The following is a 25,778-nucleotide window of genomic DNA, read 5'->3' on the forward strand; positions in this document are numbered from 1 at the left end:
ATCAGTGTTCCACGTGGAACATTTTGATGTACAAATCCTCTTTATGACGCATGATTAATTGATCATCTTCATGCTTATCACCATAGCCTATTAGGTGCAATACCCCATGTACCATGACTCGCTTTAATTCCTCTAAAAATTCAGAGTGGTATTTTTTGGCGTTGTCCGCTACCCTATCAACAGAAATAAATAAGTCGCCAGAAACCAAATCGCCATCACAATAATCAAACGTAATTATATCAGTAAAATAATCGTGGTTCAAGTATTCCTTATTCATTTGAAGTAAGGCCTCATCTGATAAAAAAATGAAATTCAATTCCCCTAATACTTTTCCTTCTTTTTGTATTACGGCTTGTAACCAATTAGAGTATAAACCCTGATCTGATAGTAGAAACTCAGTTTGATGGTGATAATGTATCATCCTTTAAATACGCCTTTACTTTACCTTTATAAAATCGCTGCAAAGGTAATACCTTCTTGTTTAAGGTTTCGATACGCTCTGTTTCCTGCAAAGATTTAGGTTTGGTAGTAATCGGGTTACTATAGTCTTTAGTATTGGTAGTACCCTTGCGCTCTTTCTTTTTATCTTGTTCTAAAGCCGCATCTTTAAAACGTAACATTTGATTCTTTATCCGGCTTACCTTTGTGGTGCTATTTCTACTAATACCTTCATTCAATAACTGTTCTTCCGTCTGTTCCATCTGCCGGATAAGCGCCTTGGCTGCATTCTTATCTGAGATACGAATCATATTCTCTAACTGATCTTCCAAATGCTTACGAATACGGCCTTGTTCCTTATAGATCTCATAGAGTTCTTCTAAACTTTCCTCGGAATCACCGTACCCCAAAGGGGCCTTCGTATCACCTTGTTTTAAAGTTTCTCCCGAATGTAAACCATCTCCTTTATTACCAAGCTGGCCTTTTCCATTTTGATATCCATGCCCTTTTCCTTTGCCTTGTTGTCTCTGCTGACCATGCTGACCCTGCCGACCATGCTGACCCTGCCGACCATGCTGACCCTGTTGACCCTGTTGACCCTGTTGACCTTGTTGACCTTGCTGACCTTGCTGGCCTTGCTGACTCTGTTGACCCTGTTGCCCTTGTTGCCCTTGTTGTCCTTCCTGACCTTGTTGTCCTTCCTGACCTTGTTGTCCTTCCTGACCTTGTTGACCCTGTTCGCCTTCTTGACCCTCTTGACCCTCTTTACTTTCCTGACCCTTGGATTGACTTTGTTGACCTTCCTTACCGGATTGATCCTGTTGTTGCATTAACTGCTCCATCTTCTTTTGCAGTTCCTCTTGGCTACTGATAATATCGGGTAATTGGAAACCCTTAGGAGAACCTTCCCCCTCGCCACTCTTACTCATACTTTCCTGCATATTATCGAGACTGTTGGCCAAAAAATCCGCCATTGTGTTCAACGAGGTCAACGCCCTTTGTTGGGAGGCTCCAGCCTGATATAATTGATTATCGGCAAAGTATTGTAGGCTCTTATCAAAATTATAGTTCACTTCTGATATCTCATTATTGATAACCTCGGAAATCATCGGCTGCCGTAATGACAAGACGAAAAGACTATCGTCTACATGCCTGAACAATCCTTGCAATTCTTTTTGGTTTCTAATTGTACTAGAAAGTTCGAACCCATTTTCATTGTACTCACTATACAAATCAATCAGTCCTTCTTGCCTGTCAGAGATTATAATCAGATTTTCCAACACACGTCGTAACATTTCAGCATCTTCGGCCGGGCCTCCACCCCCACTACCCTTTTGTTGATCGGAAGTCATTTGCTGGGCCAATTTCTTCATCTTTTGAGCAGCTTGCTTTTGCTGCTGACTAGCTTTATTAGTTTCGGTCCCTTTATTTATTTCTTTAGTTGCCGCTTCCTGATGTTGTTCTATGGCTTTTTGAAGGTTTTTCCCAGTGTCTAAAGGCATTGGCTTTCGCATTCCTTGATTCATCCTGTCCAATTCCTTTAAATCGCGCTGAACGTCCTTAAAATCCTCATTCAACTTTTCTTGACTATCAATCCTTCCAAAATTTGAGTTAGCCAAAGAATCTTGCTTATGGGACAACTCTTCCAAATCACGAATTATCAGATTGGCCTTTTCCACTACATAAAACTTTTTGGTAAGCTCCAACAACTGTTCTAACCCCCTACTTCTTTTTTGCTGTTCCTTACCCAATTGTTCTAACTCCCTGCCCAACTCTTCCTTACTCATCTTTTGGGTCAGGGAATCTAACTGCTTTAACAGTTCCTGGTTCTTTTTAGCCTCTGCCTCCTGACGGCTTAATCGCTCTTTAAGCAATTCATCGGTAACTTCTTTTTGTTCGACTTCATTAAGTAATTCCCTTAACTGATAGCTCAATTTCTCCAATAACTTTTCTTTACTATGCAACTGATCTAATGCCTGATTGACCGCCTCCCTTTTCTTATAATCCAACTCCGTTTCTTGCCGCTGTTCGTCCAATAACTGATCCAACAATTGATTCTTATCTTGCCACTGTTCTTGTAACTGATCCCATTGTTCCAGTAATTGTCCTTGTTTATCTATGTTATTGTTTATCAACTCTTTATCTGTCCTTACTCCATATACGAAAACATTACTTTTTGATGATTTACCCCCTCTAATACCATCATTATCAATTACTTCGAAATAATACTCATACTTTTTGCCAGTTTCAAAAGCTATTCCAGATGGGAAGGTGTAATAAAAAGTACCCACCGTACCCAACCCCGTAACCAAATCTAACTTAGAAAATGGCTGACCCGACTGAAACTCACGGTAACGTATAAGCACTTTTTTGATACCATAATCATCGGTAACCTGACCTTCATAATACGCCTCGTTCATGGTTATGGAATCTAACAATTGATTGACCTGAATGGTCGGGTACCCATCTTTGATTACCTCTACTGCATACACTAGTTTCTCATATTGTTTTACGTGTGCATTGGAAGACTCTATTGTATAGTCATAGCTATTAAAAACAGTATCAGATCTAAAAAAGGCCTTGTTTTTAAAAGTAAAAGGCAGCCGTAAACTATCTTGTAAAAAATGTAGGGAATCTGAGGCCATACCATTAACCGACCATGAAATAGTACTCCCTTCGGGAACTCTTAAATTACCCGTATTATAAAAATGCTCCTTTAATTTATTTAAATATTCCGGGTAAGATATGTCTACCTGTAACCTACCTATAGTCGGGGTATGCAACACCTCCAAATTATATTCTTTGGAGCGAAAACCGTTAGCCTCGAAATAAAATGTTCCTGAATGTAACGGTAACCGTAAGGTATACTGAAAAACACCATTTTTGGCATCCATTAAATTTAGGTTCCCATCCCAATTCAGAAATACATCTTCAGGCTGAGAAGTACCATTCAATTGTAACTGAAGCACCACTTCGGTATCATCCAAAACCTGAAGATTTTCATTTAATAACTCAAAATCGAAGGGAGCTGGTGGAGCATAGGCCAGGTCGTAATTTGCAATCCTAGTAGAACCATCGAACAAGGGTCGTAATATGCCAATTACTCCCAATACAAGTAAGACAGCAAACAAGATCCATGCATAACGTAATCGCCCTAAATAAGATTTTGTACTTATGGCTTTGGTAAATCTAAAAGGTGCTAAATGTTCTGAACGCTGCTTTATACTGGCAGCCAATAATTCACTTTTATGCGGCGCATTTACAAACTGCACAAAGTTTAAAAGTCCATCGGAAATTTCAGGAAAATGTTGGCCAACGATACGGGCGGCCTCTTCCAAATCTATACCCTTTCGCCATTTGAATAGGTACAAGACGGGAAAGATGATGAACCGCACAAACAAGAAGATTCCCCCAATGACAAAAGCAGACAAGAACACCAACCGCACGGTACTACTTGCCCATAACCAACTTTCTAGCAACGACAAAATAAGCCACAACAACAAAAAGAGTAATCCGAACCAGATAACACCCTTTAATAGCCGTACACGATAATACTTCGTTACAAATCCATGCAATTTATCAAGTATACCCTTATAGGCCTCCATAACACACTTTTAACCCAAGATAGTACGAAATGTAAGACAGTAGATCTAAAATCTGTTAAACTAGGATGAAAACGATCAAAAAGGCGAAGTAATTACCACTTAAATTAAATATGACAAGACATATCCCATGACATTTTCAACTACCGCGTATCTTTGCCAAAAAAAGAAACCTTATGGCCCAAAATGTTCGGGTAAGATTCGCCCCAAGTCCAACTGGTCCACTCCACATCGGAGGCGTGCGTACCGCATTGTTCAACTATTTATTTGCGAAAAATAAAGGCGGTACGTTCGTATTACGTATAGAAGACACCGATCAAAAACGTTTTGTTGAAGGTGCTGAATCTTATATAACCGAATCATTGGACTGGCTTAATATTCCGTTTGATGAAGGCCCAGGAAAAGACGGTGGTTTTGGCCCTTATAGACAAAGCGAACGCAAACATCTTTACAAAGACTATGCTTTACAATTGGTAGCCCAAGGTAAAGCCTATTATGCCTTTGATACGGCCGAAGCCTTGGATGCCCACCGTAAAAATCATGAGGCAAAAGGAAAAACCTTTATCTATAACCACCACAATAGGGAAAAATTGGATAATTCCCTGACTCAAGATATGGCCCAGATAGAGGCGCGTATCGCCGCTGGGGAAGATTATGTAATCCGATTTAAGCATACGCCCTTTGTTGAAATCAAACTTCAAGATCTTATTCGCGGGACCGTAACCGTACCTTCGGAAACCTTGGATGATAAGGTGCTTTACAAATCAGACGGTATGCCAACGTACCATTTGGCCAATATTGTAGATGATCATCTTATGGAAATTTCCCATGTAATCCGTGGGGAAGAATGGCTACCCTCCTTGGCCCTGCATGTAAAATTGTATGAAGCTTTCGGATGGGATTCCCCTCAGTTTGCCCACCTACCATTGATTATGAAACCAGTTGGTAAAGGTAAATTGAGCAAAAGGGATGGTGAAAAACTAGGTTTTCCAGTTTTCCCCTTGGCTTGGAAAGAATCGGCGGGCTATCGTGAAGATGGATATTTTCCGGAAGCGGTGATCAACTTTTTGGCCCTTTTAGGTTGGAATCCCGGTACCGAACAAGAATTATTCAGTCTGGAAGAACTTTGTTCCCACTTCGATTTGGCCCGGGTAAACAAATCCGGAGCGCGTTTCGATCCCGAAAAAAATAAATGGTTCAACCATAATTATCTACAGCAAAAACCCACTGCCGATTTGGTCGATTCTTTTAAACCCATTGTAAAAGCTAACGGATTTGAAAGCGATACCACTACCCTAGCCTGTATTATTGACATGATCAAGGAGCGAGCCAATTTTGTGACCGACCTTTGGTCTTTATCGGATTACTTCTTCCAAGCTCCCACTACATTTGCTGCGAAACCTGCTAAAAAACAATGGAAGGAACAAACCCCAACTATAATGAACCAATTACTAGTTCATTTTGAAAATGCGGACAATTTTGACTCGGAACCCTTGGAGGTCTACACCAAGGCTTGGATCTCGGATAATGAATATGGTTTCGGACAAGTAATGCCACCTTTGCGACTTTTAATGGTGGGCGATATGAAAGGCCCACACATTTTCGATATTATGTCGGTTCTTGGAAAACAGGAGGTATTAAACCGATTGCAATACGGTATAACTACTTTAAGCGAGAATCCATCCTAACCCCAGGATTGTAACGAAACCTAAAAATTAACTACCAATAACTCAGTACCACGATAACCGAAACTTAGTTTCATAAAACCAACGATTATGGACAACCTTTTTACTTTAATCCCAATTGGCATTATTGGGTTCTTTATTTTACTTTCTTCATTCTTTATCGTGAAGCAGCAAACCGCATTCGTAATAGAACGCTTCGGTAAATTCCAAAGCGTTCGTAATTCCGGACTCCAAATGAAAATTCCGATTGTAGATCGTATTTCAGGAAGACTGAGCCTAAAAATCCAACAGCTCGATGTTATCGTCGAAACCAAAACCTTGGACGATGTTTTCGTTAAACTAAAGGTATCCGTACAATATGTTGTCATCCGTGATAAAGTATATGAGGCTTTTTATAAGTTGGAATATCCGCATGATCAAATTACATCTTATGTTTTTGATGTGGTTCGTGCCGAGGTTCCAAAAATGAAATTAGACGACGTGTTTGTTAAAAAAGATGATATTGCCATTGCTGTAAAAAGTGAACTACAGGAAGCCATGTTGGCCTACGGTTACGATATTATCAAAACCTTGGTAACCGATATTGATCCCGATTCCCAGGTAAAAGAAGCCATGAACCGAATCAATGCTTCGGAGCGTGAAAAAATCGCCGCACAATTCGAAGGGGATGCCCAACGTATTCTTATCGTAGAAAAGGCCAAGGCCGAAGCCGAAAGTAAACGCTTACAAGGTCAGGGTATCGCCGACCAACGTAGGGAAATCGCACGCGGACTAGAAGAATCGGTAGAGGTGTTGAACCGGGTAGGCATTAATTCGCAAGAGGCTTCTGCCTTGATCGTAGTTACCCAACATTACGATACCCTGCAATCTATAGGTGAAGAAACCAATACCAATTTGATATTATTACCAAACAGTCCGCAAGCAGGTAGCGATATGCTGAATAATATGGTAGCCTCTTTTACGGCCAGTAACCAAATTGGTGAGGCCATGAAAAATTCTAAAAAAGAAAAAGGGGATAAATAAAATTACCTCCCTCCTATTTTCAAAAATGTCCAGTATTCCGCTGGACATTTTTTTGTTTACTGATGAAATTCTGTGGTCTTCATGAAAAGCACGGTGGAACTTCCTTCCTTAACAAAATACTCCATTTAAGCCTCTTTCAGTCCATTTGAGACCAATACATATACCATACGGTTTAAAAAACGTAAAAGCCCCGCAAAACGTTTCTTTCGAGGCTATATTGTATATTAAAAATTGATACTTATTATTGGTTCGATTATTAAAATCTATTATCCTAGTTTTTAAGTTTTGCCCAAGTATCTCGAAGTCCTACCGTCTTATTAAAAACCAATTGGTCTTTTTTAGAATCGGTATCCAGAACAAAATAACCCATTCGTTGAAACTGGACTTGTTTGCCGATTTCGAGATCCAGAAGGGCAGGTTCGCAATATCCGGTTACGGTTTCCAAAGAATCCGGGTTAACGTAATCCATAAAATCAACCTCCTTATCACCATCTGGGTTTTCATGACTGAACAATCGGTCATAAATACGAACCTCGGCTTTTACGGCATGATCCGTGCTCACCCAATGTAAGGTTCCTTTTACTTTACGCAAACTCTCTGGTGTTCCACTACCACTCTTGCTTAAGGGGTCGTAGGTACAATTTACTTGGGTTATATTACCTTCGGCATCCTTTTCACAGCTTTCGGCTTTAATAATATAGCCATTCTTTAAGCGTACCTCTCCCCCTAACTTTAAACGAAAGAACTTTCTATTGGCCTCCTCCCTAAAATCGGCCTTTTCAATAAATATTTCACGACTTAAAGGCAGCTTTCGGCTTCCAGCATCGGTATCTTCCGGATTATTCTCGGCTTCCAACCATTCTGTTTCGCCTTCCGGATAATTGGTTATGACCACCTTTAAAGGATCTAAAACCGCCATATACCTATCGGCTACTTTGTTCAGGTGATCCCTTACATGAAATTCCAGCAAAGAAACATCTACTACATTCTCGCGCTTGGCAATTCCAATAGTATCGGCAAAATTACGGATGGCTTCTGGCGGATAGCCCCTTCTGCGCATACCACTAATGGTGGGCATACGCGGATCGTCCCATCCGGTGACCACACCGTCTTCGACCAAACGGGCCAACTTACGTTTGCTAACTACGGTATGGCTTAAATTCCTACGGGCAAACTCACGTTGTTTAGGTCGTAATTTATCAGAAGATACCAATTGGTTCAAAAACCAATCATACAACTCCCTATGCGGTAAAAATTCCAGGGTACATAAACTATGCGAAATCTGTTCTAGGTAATCACTTTCGCCATGAGTCCAATCGTACATGGGGTAAATACACCAATCATTGCCCGTTCTATGATGCGATTTCTTTAAGATTCGATAAATTACGGGGTCGCGCATTAACATATTGGGCGATGCCATATCGATTTTGGCACGCAATACATAACTACCTTCGTCAAATTCCCCGGCTTTCATCCTACGGAAAAGATCTAGATTCTCTTCTACCGTGGTATTCCTAAACGGACTATTGGTACCAGCCTGGGTAGGGGTTCCTTTTTGGGCGGCCATTTCTTCAGATGATTGTCCGTCTACATAGGCTAAACCTTTGTTTATCAGTAACTCGGCCCAATCATATAATTGCTGAAAATAATCGGAGGCATAACACTCCCTATCCCATTCAAAGCCCAACCATTCTACATCCATTTTAATGGCATCTACGAATTCCTGCTCTTCCTTGGCCGGATTAGTATCGTCGAACCTAAGGTTCACAGGCGCCTTGTATCTAAGACCCAGACCAAAATTTAAACAAATGGAACTGGCATGGCCCACATGCAAATACCCATTGGGTTCGGGTGGAAAACGAAAACGTAAATCGGATGGGGTATACCCATTTTTCAGGTCGTCTTCGATGATATGCTCAATAAAATTCAGGGATTTTTCTTCCTTGTCCATGGCTAAAAATTACCCCGCAAAAGTAGAAAAAAAGTAGGGTACCCTAACCTTGACCTTGCAATAATCCCATTTCACAACAAAAAAAGCCTTTACGACAACATAGAGTTGATCCACCTACAATTAAAAGCCAAATTTGTTGTTGATAATTTTGTTGATAAAAAGGTTTCAGACCTTTTCGTATCCCACGATCTTCGACGAAAAGCAAAACCAAAAGTTGCAATGCCATACCCAAAAAACGCACATTTCGGCCTCCTACTAGCCTTGTTTATAGGGTGTTTGGGCAATTCATGGGCACAGACCCTGAATGCACCGACTCCGGCCGACAATCCCAACCTACCAGGTAATTCACCTTGGTCCGCGGCCTGTGCCTCCGCTAGTTTTAACGAATATTTTATGGACTTTAGCTGGAGTACGCCTCTGGTAAATTCCAATAATGAATTCATTTTAGAGCTATCAGACGCTACGGGTGACTTTAGCAGTGCCACGGAATTGGCCAAAGTTAGTGATGATAATCTAGACTTGGCCGTTTCATTTTCCTTTGCCGTACCCAATACGGTGCGCGGCAGTGGTTACAAGTTCCGGGTACGGTCTACTAGTCCGGCCATTACTGGCCCTGAAACTGCTGCTTTTAACGTCTATTTTATGGACTTTACCTCTTCCATATTGATTAGTGAAGACGCCAGTGGCGTCATTCCCCCAGGAGGAGAACTCCAAATATGTGATGGCAATGCCGTAACCATTGGCGCCCATAATGTGCCCAATGCCGATACCTATACCTACCGTTGGACACGAAGCGGTACGGTACTTGCCGAAACCGGCCCTAGTATTACCGTATCTCAAACCGGCATGTATATGGTTGAAATCGATTACGGACCTGTATGTTCGGGTTCGGCCAACACCCTATCCAATTCAATAACCGTAACCAATGGAAGTACAATCGGTATCGCCATTAACCCGCCAGCCAATACGGCTTTATGTAGCGGGGAAACCCAAGTACTCGAAGCCAATGTATCGGGACAAGGACTAAGCTATACCTGGAAAAAAGATGGAACTACCGTTGCTGGCCCAACCGTAGATGCCCATACCTATACCGTAGACGCCTCAAATACGGGCTTTGCGGGTGATTATACCGTAGAAATATCAGGGGCTGGCGCCTGTCGCGAAGAATCGGCAGCAGTTACTATAACCAATACCGGAGATTTCGATATTAGTTTAAACCAAGGTACCCAACTCTCCTTATTACCCGGAGATTCGGTCAATTTAGGGGTAACTACCACGGCAGCTTCCCCAACTTATCAATGGTACCGAAACAACATCATCATAACAGGGGCCACAAATGCAAATTTTGATGCCACACAAGCCGGAGATTATTTCGTTAGGGTAGGTACCAGTGGCGGGGCTTGTGCCAGTGCTACGAAAGATTCTGAAGTAATGACGGTGAGTTTACCCGCTTCTTTTGATATTACCATTGCCTACAACGGAAACTTTACCAACTGTGTCAGTAGCGATGCCACTTTAGAAATAAGCCTGATAGAAGCCGTAGACGGTAGTGGTACACCTAGTGATGTTACCAGTCAAATGCAATCCCAGTTCAGCTATCAATGGCAAAAAGATGGGGTTAATGTCGCTGGGGCCACCAATGCAACGCATACCGTATCTGATGCCGCCGATAACGGCGACTATAGGGTAGTGGCCACCTTAGACAGTTTTACACCCCAGTCAAACACCTTGGGCGTGGCCTTAGGCAGTGGCCAAACTTTGACCATAACAGCTACCAGTACGGTTTTATGTGAAGGCGGTGATGCCATTACTTTAAGTACCGATACCGCTCTAGGCGGAAAGACCTTTGGTTGGTTCCGCGATGGTACCCAAGTAGATGCCTCTAGCCCCAATTACAGCCCTACAGAACCCGGTACCTATACGCTACGTATTACCGAAGACAGCTGTACGGTTGATAGCAACGAAGTAGTTATAACCAACTTTGACGATAGCCAAGTTACTTTAGATTCAGATACTAATGTCGTTATTCTAGAAGGTAGTTCACAAACCGTTACCGCAAGCGGGGCAGATAGTTATGCCTGGTTTAACAGTGCCAACGAACAAATTTCCAATGGTCCCAGTGTTACCCTTAGTCTAGAAGGCGATTACCGTATGGTGGCCACCTCGGGCAGTTGTACCGTAACAAGAAACCTAACGGTATCTTTTAGGGATACCTTTGGCATTCCGAATGTGATTACAGCCAATGGCGACGGATTGAATGACCAATGGATCTTACCCAATAGCTATGCCAACGATCCCGATGTTACCGTAATCATTTACAACCATTTGGGTGACGAGGTATTGAACCAAAACGATTATCAAAACGACTGGCCCTCGTCCAGTACTGCATTCCCAAAACAGAATATGGTATTCTATTATACCATTAAAAACACAACCGAGACCCTTAAAAAAGGTACCATAACCGTAATTAGATAATGAAGTTCCCAAGTCCATATAGCGTACTCCTGTGCTTATTTTTCGCGCTAGGCCTTAATTTGGCCGGGGCCCAGGAAGAAAACCCGTTCGTACCCTACGACGTACCCTCACAGAACCTGCTAAAATTCAACAGGTTCTTGATCAATCCCACCTTTTCCACGGTACGGGAAGACAAGTCGTATATAAACCTATTCCACCGTAACCAATCGACATCCTTCAAAGACAATAACCAGACCTATTTTCTAAGTTATAGTGGTCGTATCGGTGATAGATCTGGTTTGGGTCTTAGCCTGTATACCCAACGCGAAGGTGTACTGAACAACTATGGGGTATTGGCCAATTACGCCTATGGCATAAAACTGAACGATAAAAGTAATTTTACCTTTGGTGCCAATGTCTCTTATTACAACAGTGGCTTAGACCAAAATAGGGTAAACACAATTGAGGACGATCCTTTCCTCAGTAATTTTGAGGATCAAAACCTATTGTCTTTCCAACCCGGTTTCAATATCTCCTACGGAAAATTCGATTTCGGGGTTTTTGCAGAAAACCTGCTAGACTACAACCTTAAGACCAGCGAAATGGCCACCGAATTTGCAGACAAAACCTATTCGGCCCATTTGCAATATACCCATCAGTTTGATAACGGAAGCGGTATTATGGAAGGAGCCCGCTTAATGCCCCTAGCCCGCGTTAGAAAAGTAGGCGACGAAGATGTGGTATTGGGTGGAAGCCTTATTCTAGACCTACCTAAACTCGGTTGGGTACAAGGGGGTTATGATAGCTTTTATGGCGCCGCTGCAGGCGTTGGTTTTAACCTAGGAAAACGCCTTTCGTTAGGGTATACCATGGAAAAAGGTCTGGGTAGTAATTTCGATAATTTCGGAGTTACCCACGAAATATCTTTTGCGTACTCCTTTACCCCAACCCTTACCGAAGACCGCGTAATGTTGGAAGAACAACAAGAAGAGCAATTGGCCCAAACCGAGGAAATCAAAGAAGAACTTACCGACAAAGACCTACGTATACAAGAACTCGAAGAAGCCTTGGCGAGTACGAATTCTTTGTTAGATGAGCATATCTTAAAACAAGACTCTATTGAAAACAGCCGAAATTCTGATTTAGAGCGTCGTTTTGAACAGATTATGCGTATGGTACGTGCCGAAACCGGGGGCAATCGACCCGATCTAGAGGAAAAAGCACGTCAGATGTATTATGTGAACAATGACAAATCTGGAAGTTCACTTACACCTCAGCCCAATAGTAATGCAGGTATACCTGAAACGGAAAATCTAAGCAGTATACTCAAGGAAAACAATACGGCCGTAACTACTAACCGTAACGCCCTTAAAAAGACCAAAACCCAAACTCAAGACCGTACGGCCACCTCTGGTATTAAAAGACGAAAATTCAAAAACTTAGACGGGGTTGCCGAAGGTTATTATGTAGTGGCCAATGTGTACAAAGGCAAACAATACATGAATAAGTTCATGGATAAAATGCGTGCCCAAGGCTTTGAAGCCGACTATATTGACAATACCAACAACGGACTCAAATACGTATACCTAGATAAGTTCGATAATTACCAAGACGCACTATCGGCCGCCGAAAGCCAATTGAATGGTAACTATGGCGATAAACTTTGGATCATGGAAGTCGGTACCTCCAATACCCGCTACGCCGAGGAAGCTTATGCCGCCAATACCGATAAACTCAAAACTAAAGCCGCTTCGTACGATACCGACAATCTTCAAAAAAATGTGGTTAGCCGCGATAAGGTAGCCGTTCAAAAGCGACCTGTGGCCACCCCAATGGAACTCGATGGGGTAGCTTCCGGCTTCTATATTATTGCGAACGTTTTCGCCAATCCGCGTAATGCGAACCGCTTTGTTAAGGTATTGAACCAACAAGGATTAAGTGCTTCGTACTTTATCAATCCAAAGAACAACTACCGCTACGTTTACATTAAAAAACATGAAAGTTGGAATAACGCCTTAATGTCATACTACTCCAAACTGAACAATAGTTATGACCAAGATATGTGGATCATGCGCGTTACCTCCGATCATATAGTCTAAAACCAAACTAAACCCTACATAGCCCCAAACGCTAAGGTTCTAAATAACCTTGGCGTTTTTTTTGTGACGCCATTAATTAATATTCCAATTGGTATTTTAGTAAATACGAAGCACTGATATAACATACTTTTAAAAACCAGTACGATACACCTCAGCCATCAACTAAATGCCACCTAAACGTAAAATCGTTAACATGGCATAGAAACGAAATTGGCCAACGACTTCCTTGGGTATACCTTCCCAATATCAATTTAGTTACCGTTGAAAACAGATAACTCGTCTTTTTAATCATAGCTCCAGGCTATCACAATCCCCATTAAAACCTTTTTCATAGGTATCTAACCCACAAAATATCACCGACCAAATACATGGATAAATCGATTATAATATAAGTTATTTCCTACTAAACCACAAAGATCAGCAGCTTTACAACACTGAGGTTTTTTCCTACAACATAAGATTTTACGTACAAATTCTAAATACCATTTTTGCTTTACCCGAAACTTTGACCGGTACCAACAGGTTTAACACACCGGTCTTTTGACCGCATAACCAAGCATTAATGATGAATCCCATTTCTACAGTACTCCGACAAAAATGCCACATCATTCTTAAAAAGACCCATTATCATAGGGGTAAACCTATGCAATTGGGACTTTTCTTTTTTCTATGGATAAGTACTTTATTATTTACATCCCTTTGGGCACAACAAGTAAACGGTTATGCCAAAGTAGACGGCATATCGGCCCAAACCCTTTTTGTTTCTTCGGTCGATGAAACCTTTGACACCTTCGAAGACGGGGAAACCATTCTTATAATCCAAACCCAAGACGATGTTATAGGTACCAACACCAATAACGATGTCAATTTCGGGGATTTAGCTGATATACAATCCGCCGGATTATTTGAATTTGTGACCATTGCAACCCATACCGAAACCGGGGGATTACCACAAAGTATAACACTAAGTAGTCCGTTACTAAACAACTATAATACCGGGCCTAACAGTACATTACAGATAGTTACTTTCCCAAACCTAGGGAACAATTATACCACCACCGCCAATATTACAGCCCAAGCCTGGGATGGCGACAAAGGGGGTATTGTAGCCTTCGAGGTAGGAACCCTAAACCTGGCCCATAATATAGACGTAAGTGTTCAAGGCTTTCGGGGAGCCATGCCAAATTCTGGATCTAGCTCCTTTTGTCAACCATCAGTATATATTACCACCACAGGCGCCATTATTGCCGATAAAGGTGAAGGCATCTACAAAGATACCGACCCGAATTTCGCTGCCGGTAGGGCCAAAATTCTCACCGGTGGCGGTGGGGGTAGTAGCCATAATGGTGGTGGCGGTGGCGGTGGCAATTTTACCGCAGGAGGCCCTTCCGGCCCTGGGTGGAGTTGTGGAACACAACATGCCGGAGGACACGGTGGTATAGGTTTGACTAACCAATATACCAACACACCTACCAAATTATTCTTTGGCGGTGGCGCGGGCGCCGGGGAAGATAATAACCTGCAAAGTGGGACACCTGGTAATGGTGGGGGCATCATTTACGTGAAAGCAGAGTCCATTATAACCCCTAACGGATGCACCGGCGGACAAATATTAGCCGATGGCGGACATTCTACAAACCACGGGAATGATGGCCAAGCCGGGGGGGGTGCCGGGGGTACAATAGTTTTAGATGTAAGAAATTGGACAATTAATGCCGTTTGCCCCATGACCATTAGCGCGTCTGGGGGTAATGGTGGCCACGTTTTATCGGGTGCCAAACATGGTGGTGGTGGCGGTGGGGGCTTAGGAGCCCTATATTTTGCCTATGATCCACCCCCAACCAATACCATAATTCGAAATGAACCTGGCGCGGGAGGTCTTAATTGCGCCACTAGTAGTTGTGATAGTGCTGAGTCGGGTGTTGATGGTAACGGATTATTCACCAATTATAAACAAGGGCCAGCGGCTATACCTGGAGCGGCCTTATGGGTAAAAGCAAATCAAACCAATTCATTAACCTTAATCGGAAATGAAGTAAACTCATGGGCCGATGTTAGTGGCAATACCAGTATCACCACACAAGCTTCAACGGCTCCTTCTAACCTTATTACCTTACAGCAAAATGTGGTAAACTTTAACCCTTCGGTCCAATTTATGGAAGGCCACACCGGCTTGTTGGGCCATGCCCCGGCTAACAATTGGGATGGAGAATTAACCGCCTATATCATTGCGCTCAATACCTCACATAACAACCATGTTCATCCCTATTATACGGTGTTCTCGAGTGATCGTAAAGAATTCTACTCAAATTCAAACCTCGGATATCATTTAGATTCCAATGGGATGGTACCAGCTGTGACACCTGCAGCAGCTACTACCGAACCTTCTGTGGTTAGTTTAACTTATATCGGGGGAAATTCTACGGGTGCTGCCTTGAACGGATCCGGAGGTTTTACCAATAATGCCAATTTAATTACAACTACCCTTGGTAATAACATAATGGCCGCCAGTGGTGATTTTGGTATCGGTAAATACACGGCCGGTAATGTTTTTCAAGAAAGAAATTTTATTGGGGACATCCTCGAAATAATCGTTTACCCACAGAACCACCTCAACCAGAATGATTCCAGGTTATCCATTTCATCTTATTTAGCTCTTAAATATGGTATAACCTTAGACCAAACCAACGCTCAAAACTATGTAAGTAGTAATGAAAATGTCTTTATGTGGAATGCTACCCAGGCCGGGAATTATAACCATGATATTTTCGGTATAGGCCGCGATGATAATTCAGAATTACATCAAAAAATATCGAAATCGGTAAATAGTTGTACCATTTTAACGGCCTCGACTTCAACTGATTTTACAAATCCCAACCAAGAGGCTTCCCGTACAAATGTAGGTACACCAGGAACCGATGATCTTGTCTTCGCTACTTTTGCAAATAATGGAGATGACATTTCATTCCAAACCAATGAATTGCCAGCAAGTAGACCCCCCCATTATAACGTACGTATTGGCAGGGAATGGCAGGTACAAAAAACAAATTTCTCACAAGAAATTCATTTACAATTTGATGGTTTTGATACGCAATGGAGTGTATTCGTATCTAACAACCCAAACTTTTCTACAACCCATTATACGGCACCTTTAGATGCCAACGGAAGGGTGAATATATCACATGCCAATCTACCCGACGGTGCTTATATCACCCTCGCCGGATTTAGTGCAAGCCTTGATGGTAGCGAAACCCACGATCTTCAAATTTGTGGATCCGACCTACTACTACAGGCCGAAACTGGGTACACCAATTATGAGTGGTTTCAAGATCAAAACGGAAACAATCAAATTGATGGCAGCGACAGCCCGCTAAACGACGGTGACCCAGACAACGATGCCAGTACCATGACCGTTACCAATGCCGGTACGTATATGGTTCGAAAATCGAATGGGGCCGGTTGTGCCACCTTCTTAGAAATATTCAATGTTACCCCTTTCGATAATACCACCGACCTCATCGTAGATTACCTTAGGGCACTCAATGCTGATAGCGACCCCAACAACGATTATTCAGGCGAAATCGTTCAATGTAGTGTAGACGGTTCGGAACTGGCCCGCATTTTTCTATGTGGTTCGGCCGATACCCAATTGTTAGATCTTACGGTAAGCGGTACCGCAACCGTGCATTGGGAAAAACTGGATGAAAGTAGTTGTGGAGCGGCTTCACTGAATTGTCCGAATACCAATTCGGCATGTACTTGGAACCAAGTCGCTGCAGGAAGTAGTTATACCGCAAACGACCCCGGAAAATTTCGTGTGGTAATCACCGATGCCAACGGCTGTAGTAGTCGTTCCTATTTCGACGTCTTTAGAAACGAACTCAATTTTGGCCATGATAGCCAAGACATGCTTTGTGGTAATGATGGTTATATTAACATCACCGGAATCGGTTCTGGTTATGGGTATCAATTGGTAAATGCCGTTTCACAGGCTATTTTAGTACCCTATTCAGCGCAAAACGGCCCTAACTTTACCATAGGAACAGCCGGTACGTATAAAGTCCAGATTACCCAGCTGAATCCACTGGATAATACACCGATAACCGACGCTTGTATTTTTGAAACCCCTAATATCCAAATCGAGGAAAGACCGATGGATATGCAGGTTCAGGGTAATATCGATACCTGTGATGGCAATTCTTCTATAGAAGTGACCATAAACAACCTTAACCCTAATTATACTTTTGAGCTATATACCGATAATGGTAGCGGCTCGGCGGGCACCTTAATCGATACCGAAACTGCCAGTGTTTCTAACAACTATACCTTTGACAATCTAAATTTTGGTAACTATGTAATCGTAGGTAAAACCGAAGATGGTTGCGAAGAAACACAAACCTACTCCTTGGTCTCTACAGTGGTTCCCATCAGTGTTTCTGCAGTAGTAAACAAAAATATAGATTGTTCAGACGCCCAAATAACCCTGACCGGTTTAGGTGGTGATTTAAGTACTTTTCCGCAAATTCGTTATGCCATTTGGAGTATAAACGGTACCGATGTTTACCCAGGTGGGGTAACCAACGTACCTAGTGCCGATTGGCAGACCAATCCTGTTTTTAACGTAGCCCGAGGCGATGAAGGTAACTATACCTTTGTAGCCGTAGATAGCAATCTGTGTTATGCCATATCCAACCCAGTGACCATAACCGATCTAGGCGATCTATCCCATGCCATAAGTTTAGATACCCCAGCAAGTTGTGGGGGTGGTTCAGGGGTTATCAGTCTAACCGCCAATGGGGGTACGGCACCCTATCAATACAGTATCGATGGTGGGACTACCTTTCAAAATTCACCGACTTTTACCAACCTTACCTCAGGTACTTACGACGTATTGGTAATCGATTCCGGAACCTGTGCCAGTGGCGAAAGTTTCGAAATACCAGGCGGTAAAAACTTTACGGCCAATGCTACTGTCATTCAGGATGCTACCTGTAGGGCCGATGGCCAATCGATAGTACGTTTCACCAATGTAAACGGGGGTACGGCACCCTATAGTTTTAGTTATGACGGCGGACTTAATTTTACCACAGATACGGAAAGATTAATGCCCCCAGGTAACTATGTTATGGTCGCGCAAGACGCAGCTGGCTGTGAATTGCAAATCAACGTTACCACACCGGTTTTACCCACCGTACCTAACATAACACCTACAATAACCTACAATTGCGATGGAACAGGTAATGTTAGTTTTAGCAACGACCAACCTACTTATGAATATAGGTATGCCAGAAATGGTATGGAGAATAGCCCTGATCCGGCCGACCCCAACTTTAGCAATGTACCCGTAGGTAATCATACGTTTACAGCTTCTTACCGTTTAAACGATTTAGATTATAGTGTATTGCTATTGGATACCTTTGGTACCGGACCCAACATTGAAAGTCCGGAAACCCTAGGCTATACTTTTGAAGATCAAGTGGGTCCAGGCGCACATATCAATGATTATGAATATTCGGTTACTTCATACATAGAATATCCTTTTGGCCAATGGTTACGTCCTACAGACCATACCGCAAACGACCCCAACGGCCGTTATTTGGTAATCAATATTGGTTCGCCTCAACCCGGACAAGTTATTTACAAAAAATCCATCAGTGATATATTACCCAATCAACCTTTAGAAATATCCTTGGCCGCCATAAATCTTTTACAAAGTGGTTCTACAGGCCTTAGACCAGACTTGGTAGTCCAAGCCCGTATACCAAATACCACAACAGTAGTGGGTGAGGTACGTACCAATAATATACCCAAAGATGATGTTTGGCATACCTATTCCTTTACTTTGGACCCAGGAGTTAATACCTCATTAGATTTTGTCATTATTTCTGAAAAAATCGGGAACTTCGGTAACGACGTGGCCATAGACGATATAATGGTACGTCAACTACCCCAAAGCTGCTGGCAAGACATCGATTTTCCTATTACAATTGAAGCGGGTAGGGGCTTTGACGCCCAACTCGTAAGCGTTACCGATGCCGGATGCGATAATGGGGGAGGTTCGGTAACATTTACCGTAGCTAACTTCGATTCCGTTAATGGCTTTGAATACTCCTTCGATAATGGTACCACTTGGAACGGGCCACATACTACCTCTCCCTTTACTACTCCGGCAACCCTTAGTGCGGGCGCTTATAATTTGATTATTCGTAATATGGGTAGTGCAGACTGCGACGTATTACTAAACCCAACCGTAAACCAAACCCCATCTTTACAAGTAGCTGCACAGATCAATAGGGAGGTAAGTTGTACGGATAAAGGTATATTGGAAGCCATCCCGCTGGCACCCGCTACCGATTTTGGCGGTACACCACCCTATGAATATAGTTTACAAGACGATTTAGGAACTACCTTGGTAGCCTTCCCTAACCCTACTGGACCAATATTCAATAACCTAGACCCCGGAACTTATCGCATTTTAATACGAGATGCCCGCTACGTTCCAGGTAATTCTTGTGAAGCCCAATCGGCTTTGATTACATTAAACCCAACCGATCCAGTTACCTTTGATGCCGTGCCCTCGGCTTGCTATTCGGGTGCTAACGATGGTAGTATTACTATAACGGTTAACAGTGGTAACGGTGGCTATCAATACAGACTGAACACTGGGCCATGGATTACCCCAAGCCCGGCAGCGGCAAGCTATACCTTTACCAATTTGGCCAATGATACTTATGTGGTTAGTGTACGAGACGCTTCAGGTTGTGAAGATTCAGATACCAATGTTGTGGTACCCACCCAATTGGTGGTAGATACACAGCTAACGCATCCTACATATTGTGATGGGGTACAAACCGATGGTAACATCACCATTAATGCCTCTGGCGGAAAAGGTGCGTATACCTATGCGGTGGTAAATGATGGAATAAGCCCATCACCAACAGATTTTAGCCCAACGAATAATGTGGTAAGTATTACCAACGCCCTTGCAGGTACCTATGACGTATACGTACGGGACGATAATGGCAATACCAACCATTGCGAGGTTATAGTTCAAGATTTGGTTATTTCAGCTGCCGTGGAATGGGAAATGGCCTATACCGTGAATGCCCCGAATTGTAATGGGGAAACCGGAAGCATTGAAATACAACTTCAAAATACCAGTGCCATAACCCTTAGCCCGGCCGAAATAGCCCAAATAGGACCCTTTGAATATGAGGTTTCCTTTGCTGGGGGTGCCGTAATCGAAACCGTATCCAATATCAGTGCACTAACCCAATTGTTCGCCAATTTAAACGGCGGGACCAACTACGATATACGGGTAAGCAATAGCATAGGCTGTACCCTGACCGAGACAAATATTAACATGCCCGACCCGGTAGCATTATCGGCAAATCTGCATACCATACTTCCTTCAAGTTGTGGTATGGCCACAGGATTTGAGTTCCAAGCCGTTACTGCCCCAGCGGGTAGTACCCTAGAATACAGTATAGATGCAGGAACCACCTGGCAAACGGATGAGGAATTCTTTACCGTAACCTCGGGTAATGCCATATTCCCTTCTATTAGAACCGTAGATGGTAGTAGCAATACGCTTTGTAGATTGGATTTTCCAAGATATACGCTCGAATTTCCTTTAGATGATTTAGATATCAGTATCTCTACCTTGGTAGTAAACTGTAACGACTTACAAGTAACCGTTCTAGGAACAGCCGGAAACCCGAACTATACCTATACCTATAGCGAAGATCCAACCAATTTTGATCCCAATACAGCGACTTGGACACCCGCCCAAGCCGCAGGTGTACCCTATACCTTTACCAACCTAATTCCGGGTAAGACGTATGTGTTTTATGTACGAGATGGTCAAGATTTAACAGCAGGCGTAGACCCCGGATGTACACGCCAAAGTAATGTGAATGTTAGTCAATTGATTATTGACAACAACCAAATGCCTATTTTGATTACACCTACCATTACCGATAGTTGCGACGGATTGGCGAATGGTGAAATAAGTTACTCCATTGCCCCCGATGTGGCAGAACCCCAAATGCGTTGGGAGTTTTATCAAGTTGGGGTAGCTACACCACTACAAGTAAGTACAGGCCCGGGTCAAACGGCAACCACTGGTGGTAGAACCGCTTTTGTAAATACCTTAAACTTTACCGGTCTTGCCACAGAAGACTACTTTTTACAAGTAACCATGATAGATGGTAGCGATACGGAAACCTGTATTAGTGCCAGTGAAAACAATTTTGTTAACGAATTACCCGAAATGACGGCTAATGCCTCGGTACTAAGAAACATTAGTTGTAACCAACCCGGACTCATTCAAATGTCCAATCTTAATGGAGGTAATGGTAGTTATACTTTTACCATAACCGGGCCACCAACATTTACGACCATTAGCAATATTGTTCAAAACCCCATTGCCATTCCTGCCGGTTCACCAGCGGGTACCTATACGATTCAGGTTAATGATACCAGTGGTAATAATTGTAGTGTGGTAACCGCTCCAACGGTATCCATGACCTTAACACCAAGTCCGACGATTACCAGCGTAACGGCAGCAAATTGTAGCGGAACCATTGAAATTACAGCTGTGGGTAACTCGGCAACCGGACCGCTTCGCTATGCCCTAGTGCCCGATGCCGCACCCATACCGACTTCTTTTGAAGCTAATGGGGGTATATTTAGCAATGTAAGCCCTGGCGATTGGGATGTTTATGTAATAGACGGTAACGGTTGTATATCGCCTGCGGCAAGTATTCTGGCCTATCCGGTACTTTCTGCCCAAACTACCTTAACCCAACAGTTGTCTTGTGGTGTTGGGCCAACCTATACTTCACAACCAGCAACTATTCATATAGAAGCTTTGGCTGGTTCTGGCGATTATGAATACGAGATAAGTGGTGCTTCTACCGTTGCCCGCGCCGATTTCCCAACCAGTCCGGCTTTTGATTACCAAACCTTGGCTAGCGGGAATCATGTTATCAGCGTTTACGATAAAAACCTTCCGGCTTGTCCGCCAAGGGTATTTACCGTAAACCTACCCGTACCCGAAGTTCCTAACTTTAGCCTTAGCAAGACCGATGAGACTTGTTTCAATGCCGAAGATGGTACCATTTCATGGACCGAAACCAGTAATTCGGTAAGTCCGCTCACTTATGAACTACGCTATAACGATGTGGGCAACACCTTGGTGCCACCGGCTAATTTTACTGAAAATCTGGCCATACAAACCTTTAGCGATTTGGCACCGGGCGACTATATCGTTAGGGCCATAGGCACCAACGGTTGTCCGCAAGATTCACCGGTTATCACCATAAACGATGTTCCAGAGATCCAAATAACCGGGGTCGGACTCATTCCGTTTACCTGTAGTTCGGGCAATACGCCAGGTTTGGCACAAATACAAGTAAATACCGTAACTGGCGGTAGCGGTAACTACCTACGCTACGAATTTTTGGATGCCAGTAACACCAGCCTTCAAAATGGGTCTAATTCGGTATTCAATGTTTTGGATACCGCCGGTGGTACTTTTACCATCAATGTATATGACGATAAAGGTTGTATGGGCACCACCACGGCCAGCATTCCGGCCATGGATCTGCTCTTGACACCGACCATAAACCTAGATCCGGCCGACCGTATCTCCTGTATCCAAAGTACAGAACGTATTACTATTACCGCCCATGGATCTATAACAGACTCTTCGGTAGGGCCACACGATTATAGTTTTACTTGGATCGGTTCCAGTCCATTGGAAACCAATACCAATGGTATATTCGCCAACCTGCCCGAAGGTAACCATGCATTTAGCGTAACCAATGTACTAACTGGTTGTTCTACTACGGTGTACCATACCGTAAACGCACCAGATACCTTCGATATTGAAATAGACAAAATATCGGATGTGGTTTGTCATGGTACCCAAAGTGGTGAGATTAGTTTCGAAATGTTCAACACGGCCTATACAGGCAATGTAGACTGGACCGTTTACGATGCTTTGGGTGCAGTGGTTTATTCCGGAACCGATTTGGCCAGTACCCAAATTACCGGAATTATGCTCGAAGTGGGTACCTATAGGGTAGAAATGGTTCAACAAAACTATCCCAGCTGTACCGAATCGCGTAATATTACCATTACCGGACCCGATGCACCGCTTACGGTAACCGGACAACAAATGGCCAATGTGCAATGTTCGAACGACCAAGGTGTACTGTTCATAGAACCGCAAGGAGGTATAGCCCCTTATACCATAACCCTCTCTTCTGGAAGTTTTACCACAACACAAACCGATGTATATGCCTCAAATTTTAATGGCTTAAGTGCAGGTACTTATGATGTTGAGGTAGTAGATAATGCTGGTTGTAGTATTACACAGAACGCTATAGAAACCTTAGCATTACCGGAAGCCATAGTGGCCAGTCTGAATATTGATACCCCCTTGATTTGTTTTGGAGGAACCAATGCCATTTTAAGTGCCAATATCAGTTCTACACCCACAGGTACCGTACGCTATTATCTTAATCGATGGAATACCGCCGGTACTCAAATAGATCAAACTTCGGTAAGTCAATTGTCAAATACCTTTTATAATCTTACCGCTGGTTATTACAGTATTACCATGATAGACGATGCCCTATGTGAAACCGAAGTAGGGCCCATTGAAATCGTTAATCCGAACGAGGTGGTGGCAAGCTTGGTGCGTACCAGTCCATTGAGTTGCCATACAGATGCCGAATTAACATTAACGGCAAACGGTGGTGCCAACCCAGGCGGGGGTTACGAGTACAGTGAAGATGGTATTAACTTTACCCCAATGAATGGGGGTAATACCCATACGTTTACAGTACGCGATGGCGACTTTAGATATTATGTACGCGATGTTAATGGTTGCGAACCCATATTATCTAACCAAATTTCTGAAACCGAATTACGACCCCTTACTATAAGTATCGATGATTCGGCAGCTGTTTTGGGCTGTGCCGGAGATGCCACCGCAACGCTACACGCTACCGCAGATGGTGGTATGGGAGACTATAGTTACGAACTCTATACCGATGCTTCCCTTAGTGGATCGGTCCTACAAAGCAATACCACAGGAATATTCCAAGGCTTGGCCGCCTATACCTACTACGTAAAAGTATTGAGTGGTGACTGTGTTGCCGATTCTGGTCCCACGGTAATAGAAGATCCACTGCCCTTGGAATTAACCGAAAACACCACGCAAATTAGCTGTTTCGATGCCGCTGATGGCCGTATTGAACTAAACCTAAGCGGTGGATCAGGAAACTATCAATACGCCATCTCACCAAATCTAGATCAATTCGATGATGAATCGGTCTTTGAAAACCTTGATGTGGGTACTTATACCGTAATCGCACAAGACAGTAATGGTTGTTTTGCAAGCCTCGAAATAGAGATTACCCAACCCGAAGAATTGGTTATTACAGGAGACGCACAAGCCGAAATCTGCGCAGGCGACGCCAATGGTCTAATCCAAGTACAGATCAATGGGGGTACCGCACCCTATCGTACCGCTATAAACAGTAATAATGAAGCCGATTTTGTAGACGACCGTCTCCAATTCAACGATCTGGCCGGCGGCACCTACGTCATTTTCGTGCGCGATGCCAATAATTGTGAAGCCAATATAGCACTAACCGTAAACCCCGGTGTTAACTTAGATGCCGAAGTAGTGCCTGTATATAGCTGTACTGGCGTGCTACCTACAAACCGTATGAGTGTTCGTCTTTTGGATGTGTCGGTAGCTACCGAAGTAATGTACGGCCTAGATACCACAGACCCATCGGAAATGGTGTTGGTACCTGATTTTGAAAACTTGACAGCAGGAACACATTTCCTGACTATTGCCCATAGCAATGGTTGTGTTCAAAGTGTCGATTTTGAGGTCGATTCTTTTGAAGCCCTAGGTTTAAGTGCAGAAAACACCAATATCAATGAAATAACCCTAACGGCCACAGGCGGAAGTCCAGATTACAGTTACGCACTGAACGATGGACCTTTCCAGGCCGAGCCCGTATTTCTTATCAAAGAAACCGCTACCCATGTACTTACCGTTCGCGATGCCTTGGGTTGTGAGACCCAGGTCAGTATTTTCGTAGAGTTCTTCGATATTGAATTTCCAAATTTCTTTACCCCGAACCACGATGGTGAAAATGATGTTTGGAAACCCTTACACATGGAACCCCATGCTAATATTATCGTAAAGGTTTACGATCGTTTCGGACGCTGTGTACATACCATGGGTCGCGACGATTCGGGCTGGGAAGGTCTTTATCAAGATACTAAAATGCCAACTGGCGATTATTGGTATGTGGTTAAACTTAATGGCGAAGAAGACGACCGAGAATTTGTAGGTCACTTTACCCTATACCGATAATAGTAATAACAAATACGTTGAAATCTTACCATTTACTTAAATACAGTTAGCAGTAAAAAGGCCCTATTTTCATGGGCCTTTTTCATTTCTAAAGACGAACTCTTATTATTTTTGCCAAAA

8 protein-coding genes are annotated in these 25,778 nt (G+C 43.1%); 5 read left to right on the plus strand and 3 right to left on the minus strand.

Annotated elements, in window-relative coordinates:
- Position 1: 1 nt before the first annotated feature.
- A complete protein-coding gene (ybeY, locus tag B7P33_RS11510; protein ID WP_097442109.1) occupies positions 2-421 on the minus strand; it encodes an rRNA maturation RNase YbeY in 420 nt (139 codons plus the stop codon).
- Positions 396-4,043: a DUF4175 family protein gene (locus B7P33_RS11515; RefSeq protein ID WP_097442110.1), complete on the minus strand. Its 3,648-nt coding sequence runs from the start codon at positions 4,041-4,043 to the stop codon at positions 396-398. The genes ybeY and B7P33_RS11515 overlap by 26 nt, the downstream gene beginning before the upstream one ends.
- Positions 4,044-4,216: 173 nt before the next feature.
- Here B7P33_RS11515 and gltX point away from each other — a divergent pair, with 173 nt between their 5' ends.
- Positions 4,217-5,728, plus strand: coding sequence for a glutamate--tRNA ligase (gene gltX / locus B7P33_RS11520; RefSeq protein ID WP_097442111.1), 1,512 nt, complete (start codon positions 4,217-4,219; stop codon positions 5,726-5,728).
- A gap of 87 nt (positions 5,729-5,815) precedes the next feature.
- Complete coding sequence (locus tag B7P33_RS11525; protein ID WP_097442112.1) at positions 5,816-6,748, plus strand: SPFH domain-containing protein; 933 nt, start codon at positions 5,816-5,818, stop codon at positions 6,746-6,748.
- A gap of 271 nt (positions 6,749-7,019) precedes the next feature.
- Here B7P33_RS11525 and B7P33_RS11530 read toward each other — a convergent pair whose 3' ends face one another.
- Complete coding sequence (locus B7P33_RS11530) at positions 7,020-8,699, minus strand: glutamine--tRNA ligase/YqeY domain fusion protein (protein ID WP_097442113.1); 1,680 nt, start codon at positions 8,697-8,699, stop codon at positions 7,020-7,022.
- Positions 8,700-8,918: 219 nt separating this feature from the next.
- On the opposite strand from B7P33_RS11530, the gene B7P33_RS11535 reads away from it, so the two are divergent.
- The 3 genes from B7P33_RS11535 to B7P33_RS11545 all read left to right on the plus strand — a co-directional run bounded on the left by B7P33_RS11535 (position 8,919) and on the right by B7P33_RS11545 (position 25,658).
- Positions 8,919-11,174, plus strand: coding sequence for a T9SS type B sorting domain-containing protein (locus B7P33_RS11535; RefSeq protein WP_097442322.1), 2,256 nt, complete (start codon positions 8,919-8,921; stop codon positions 11,172-11,174).
- Positions 11,174-13,252, plus strand: coding sequence for a PorP/SprF family type IX secretion system membrane protein (locus tag B7P33_RS11540; protein WP_097442114.1), 2,079 nt, complete (start codon positions 11,174-11,176; stop codon positions 13,250-13,252). Before B7P33_RS11535 ends, B7P33_RS11540 begins: the two co-directional genes overlap by 1 nt.
- Positions 13,253-13,814: 562 nt before the next feature.
- The gene (locus B7P33_RS11545; protein ID WP_097442115.1) at positions 13,815-25,658 is read left to right on the plus strand and encodes a T9SS type B sorting domain-containing protein; all 11,844 of its coding nucleotides are present in this window, start codon (positions 13,815-13,817) and stop codon (positions 25,656-25,658) included.
- The last annotated feature ends 120 nt before the right edge of the window (positions 25,659-25,778 follow it).

The sequence above is a fragment of the Sediminicola luteus genome (genome assembly GCF_002514735.1).
GTDB lineage: Bacteria > Bacteroidota > Bacteroidia > Flavobacteriales > Flavobacteriaceae > HQA918.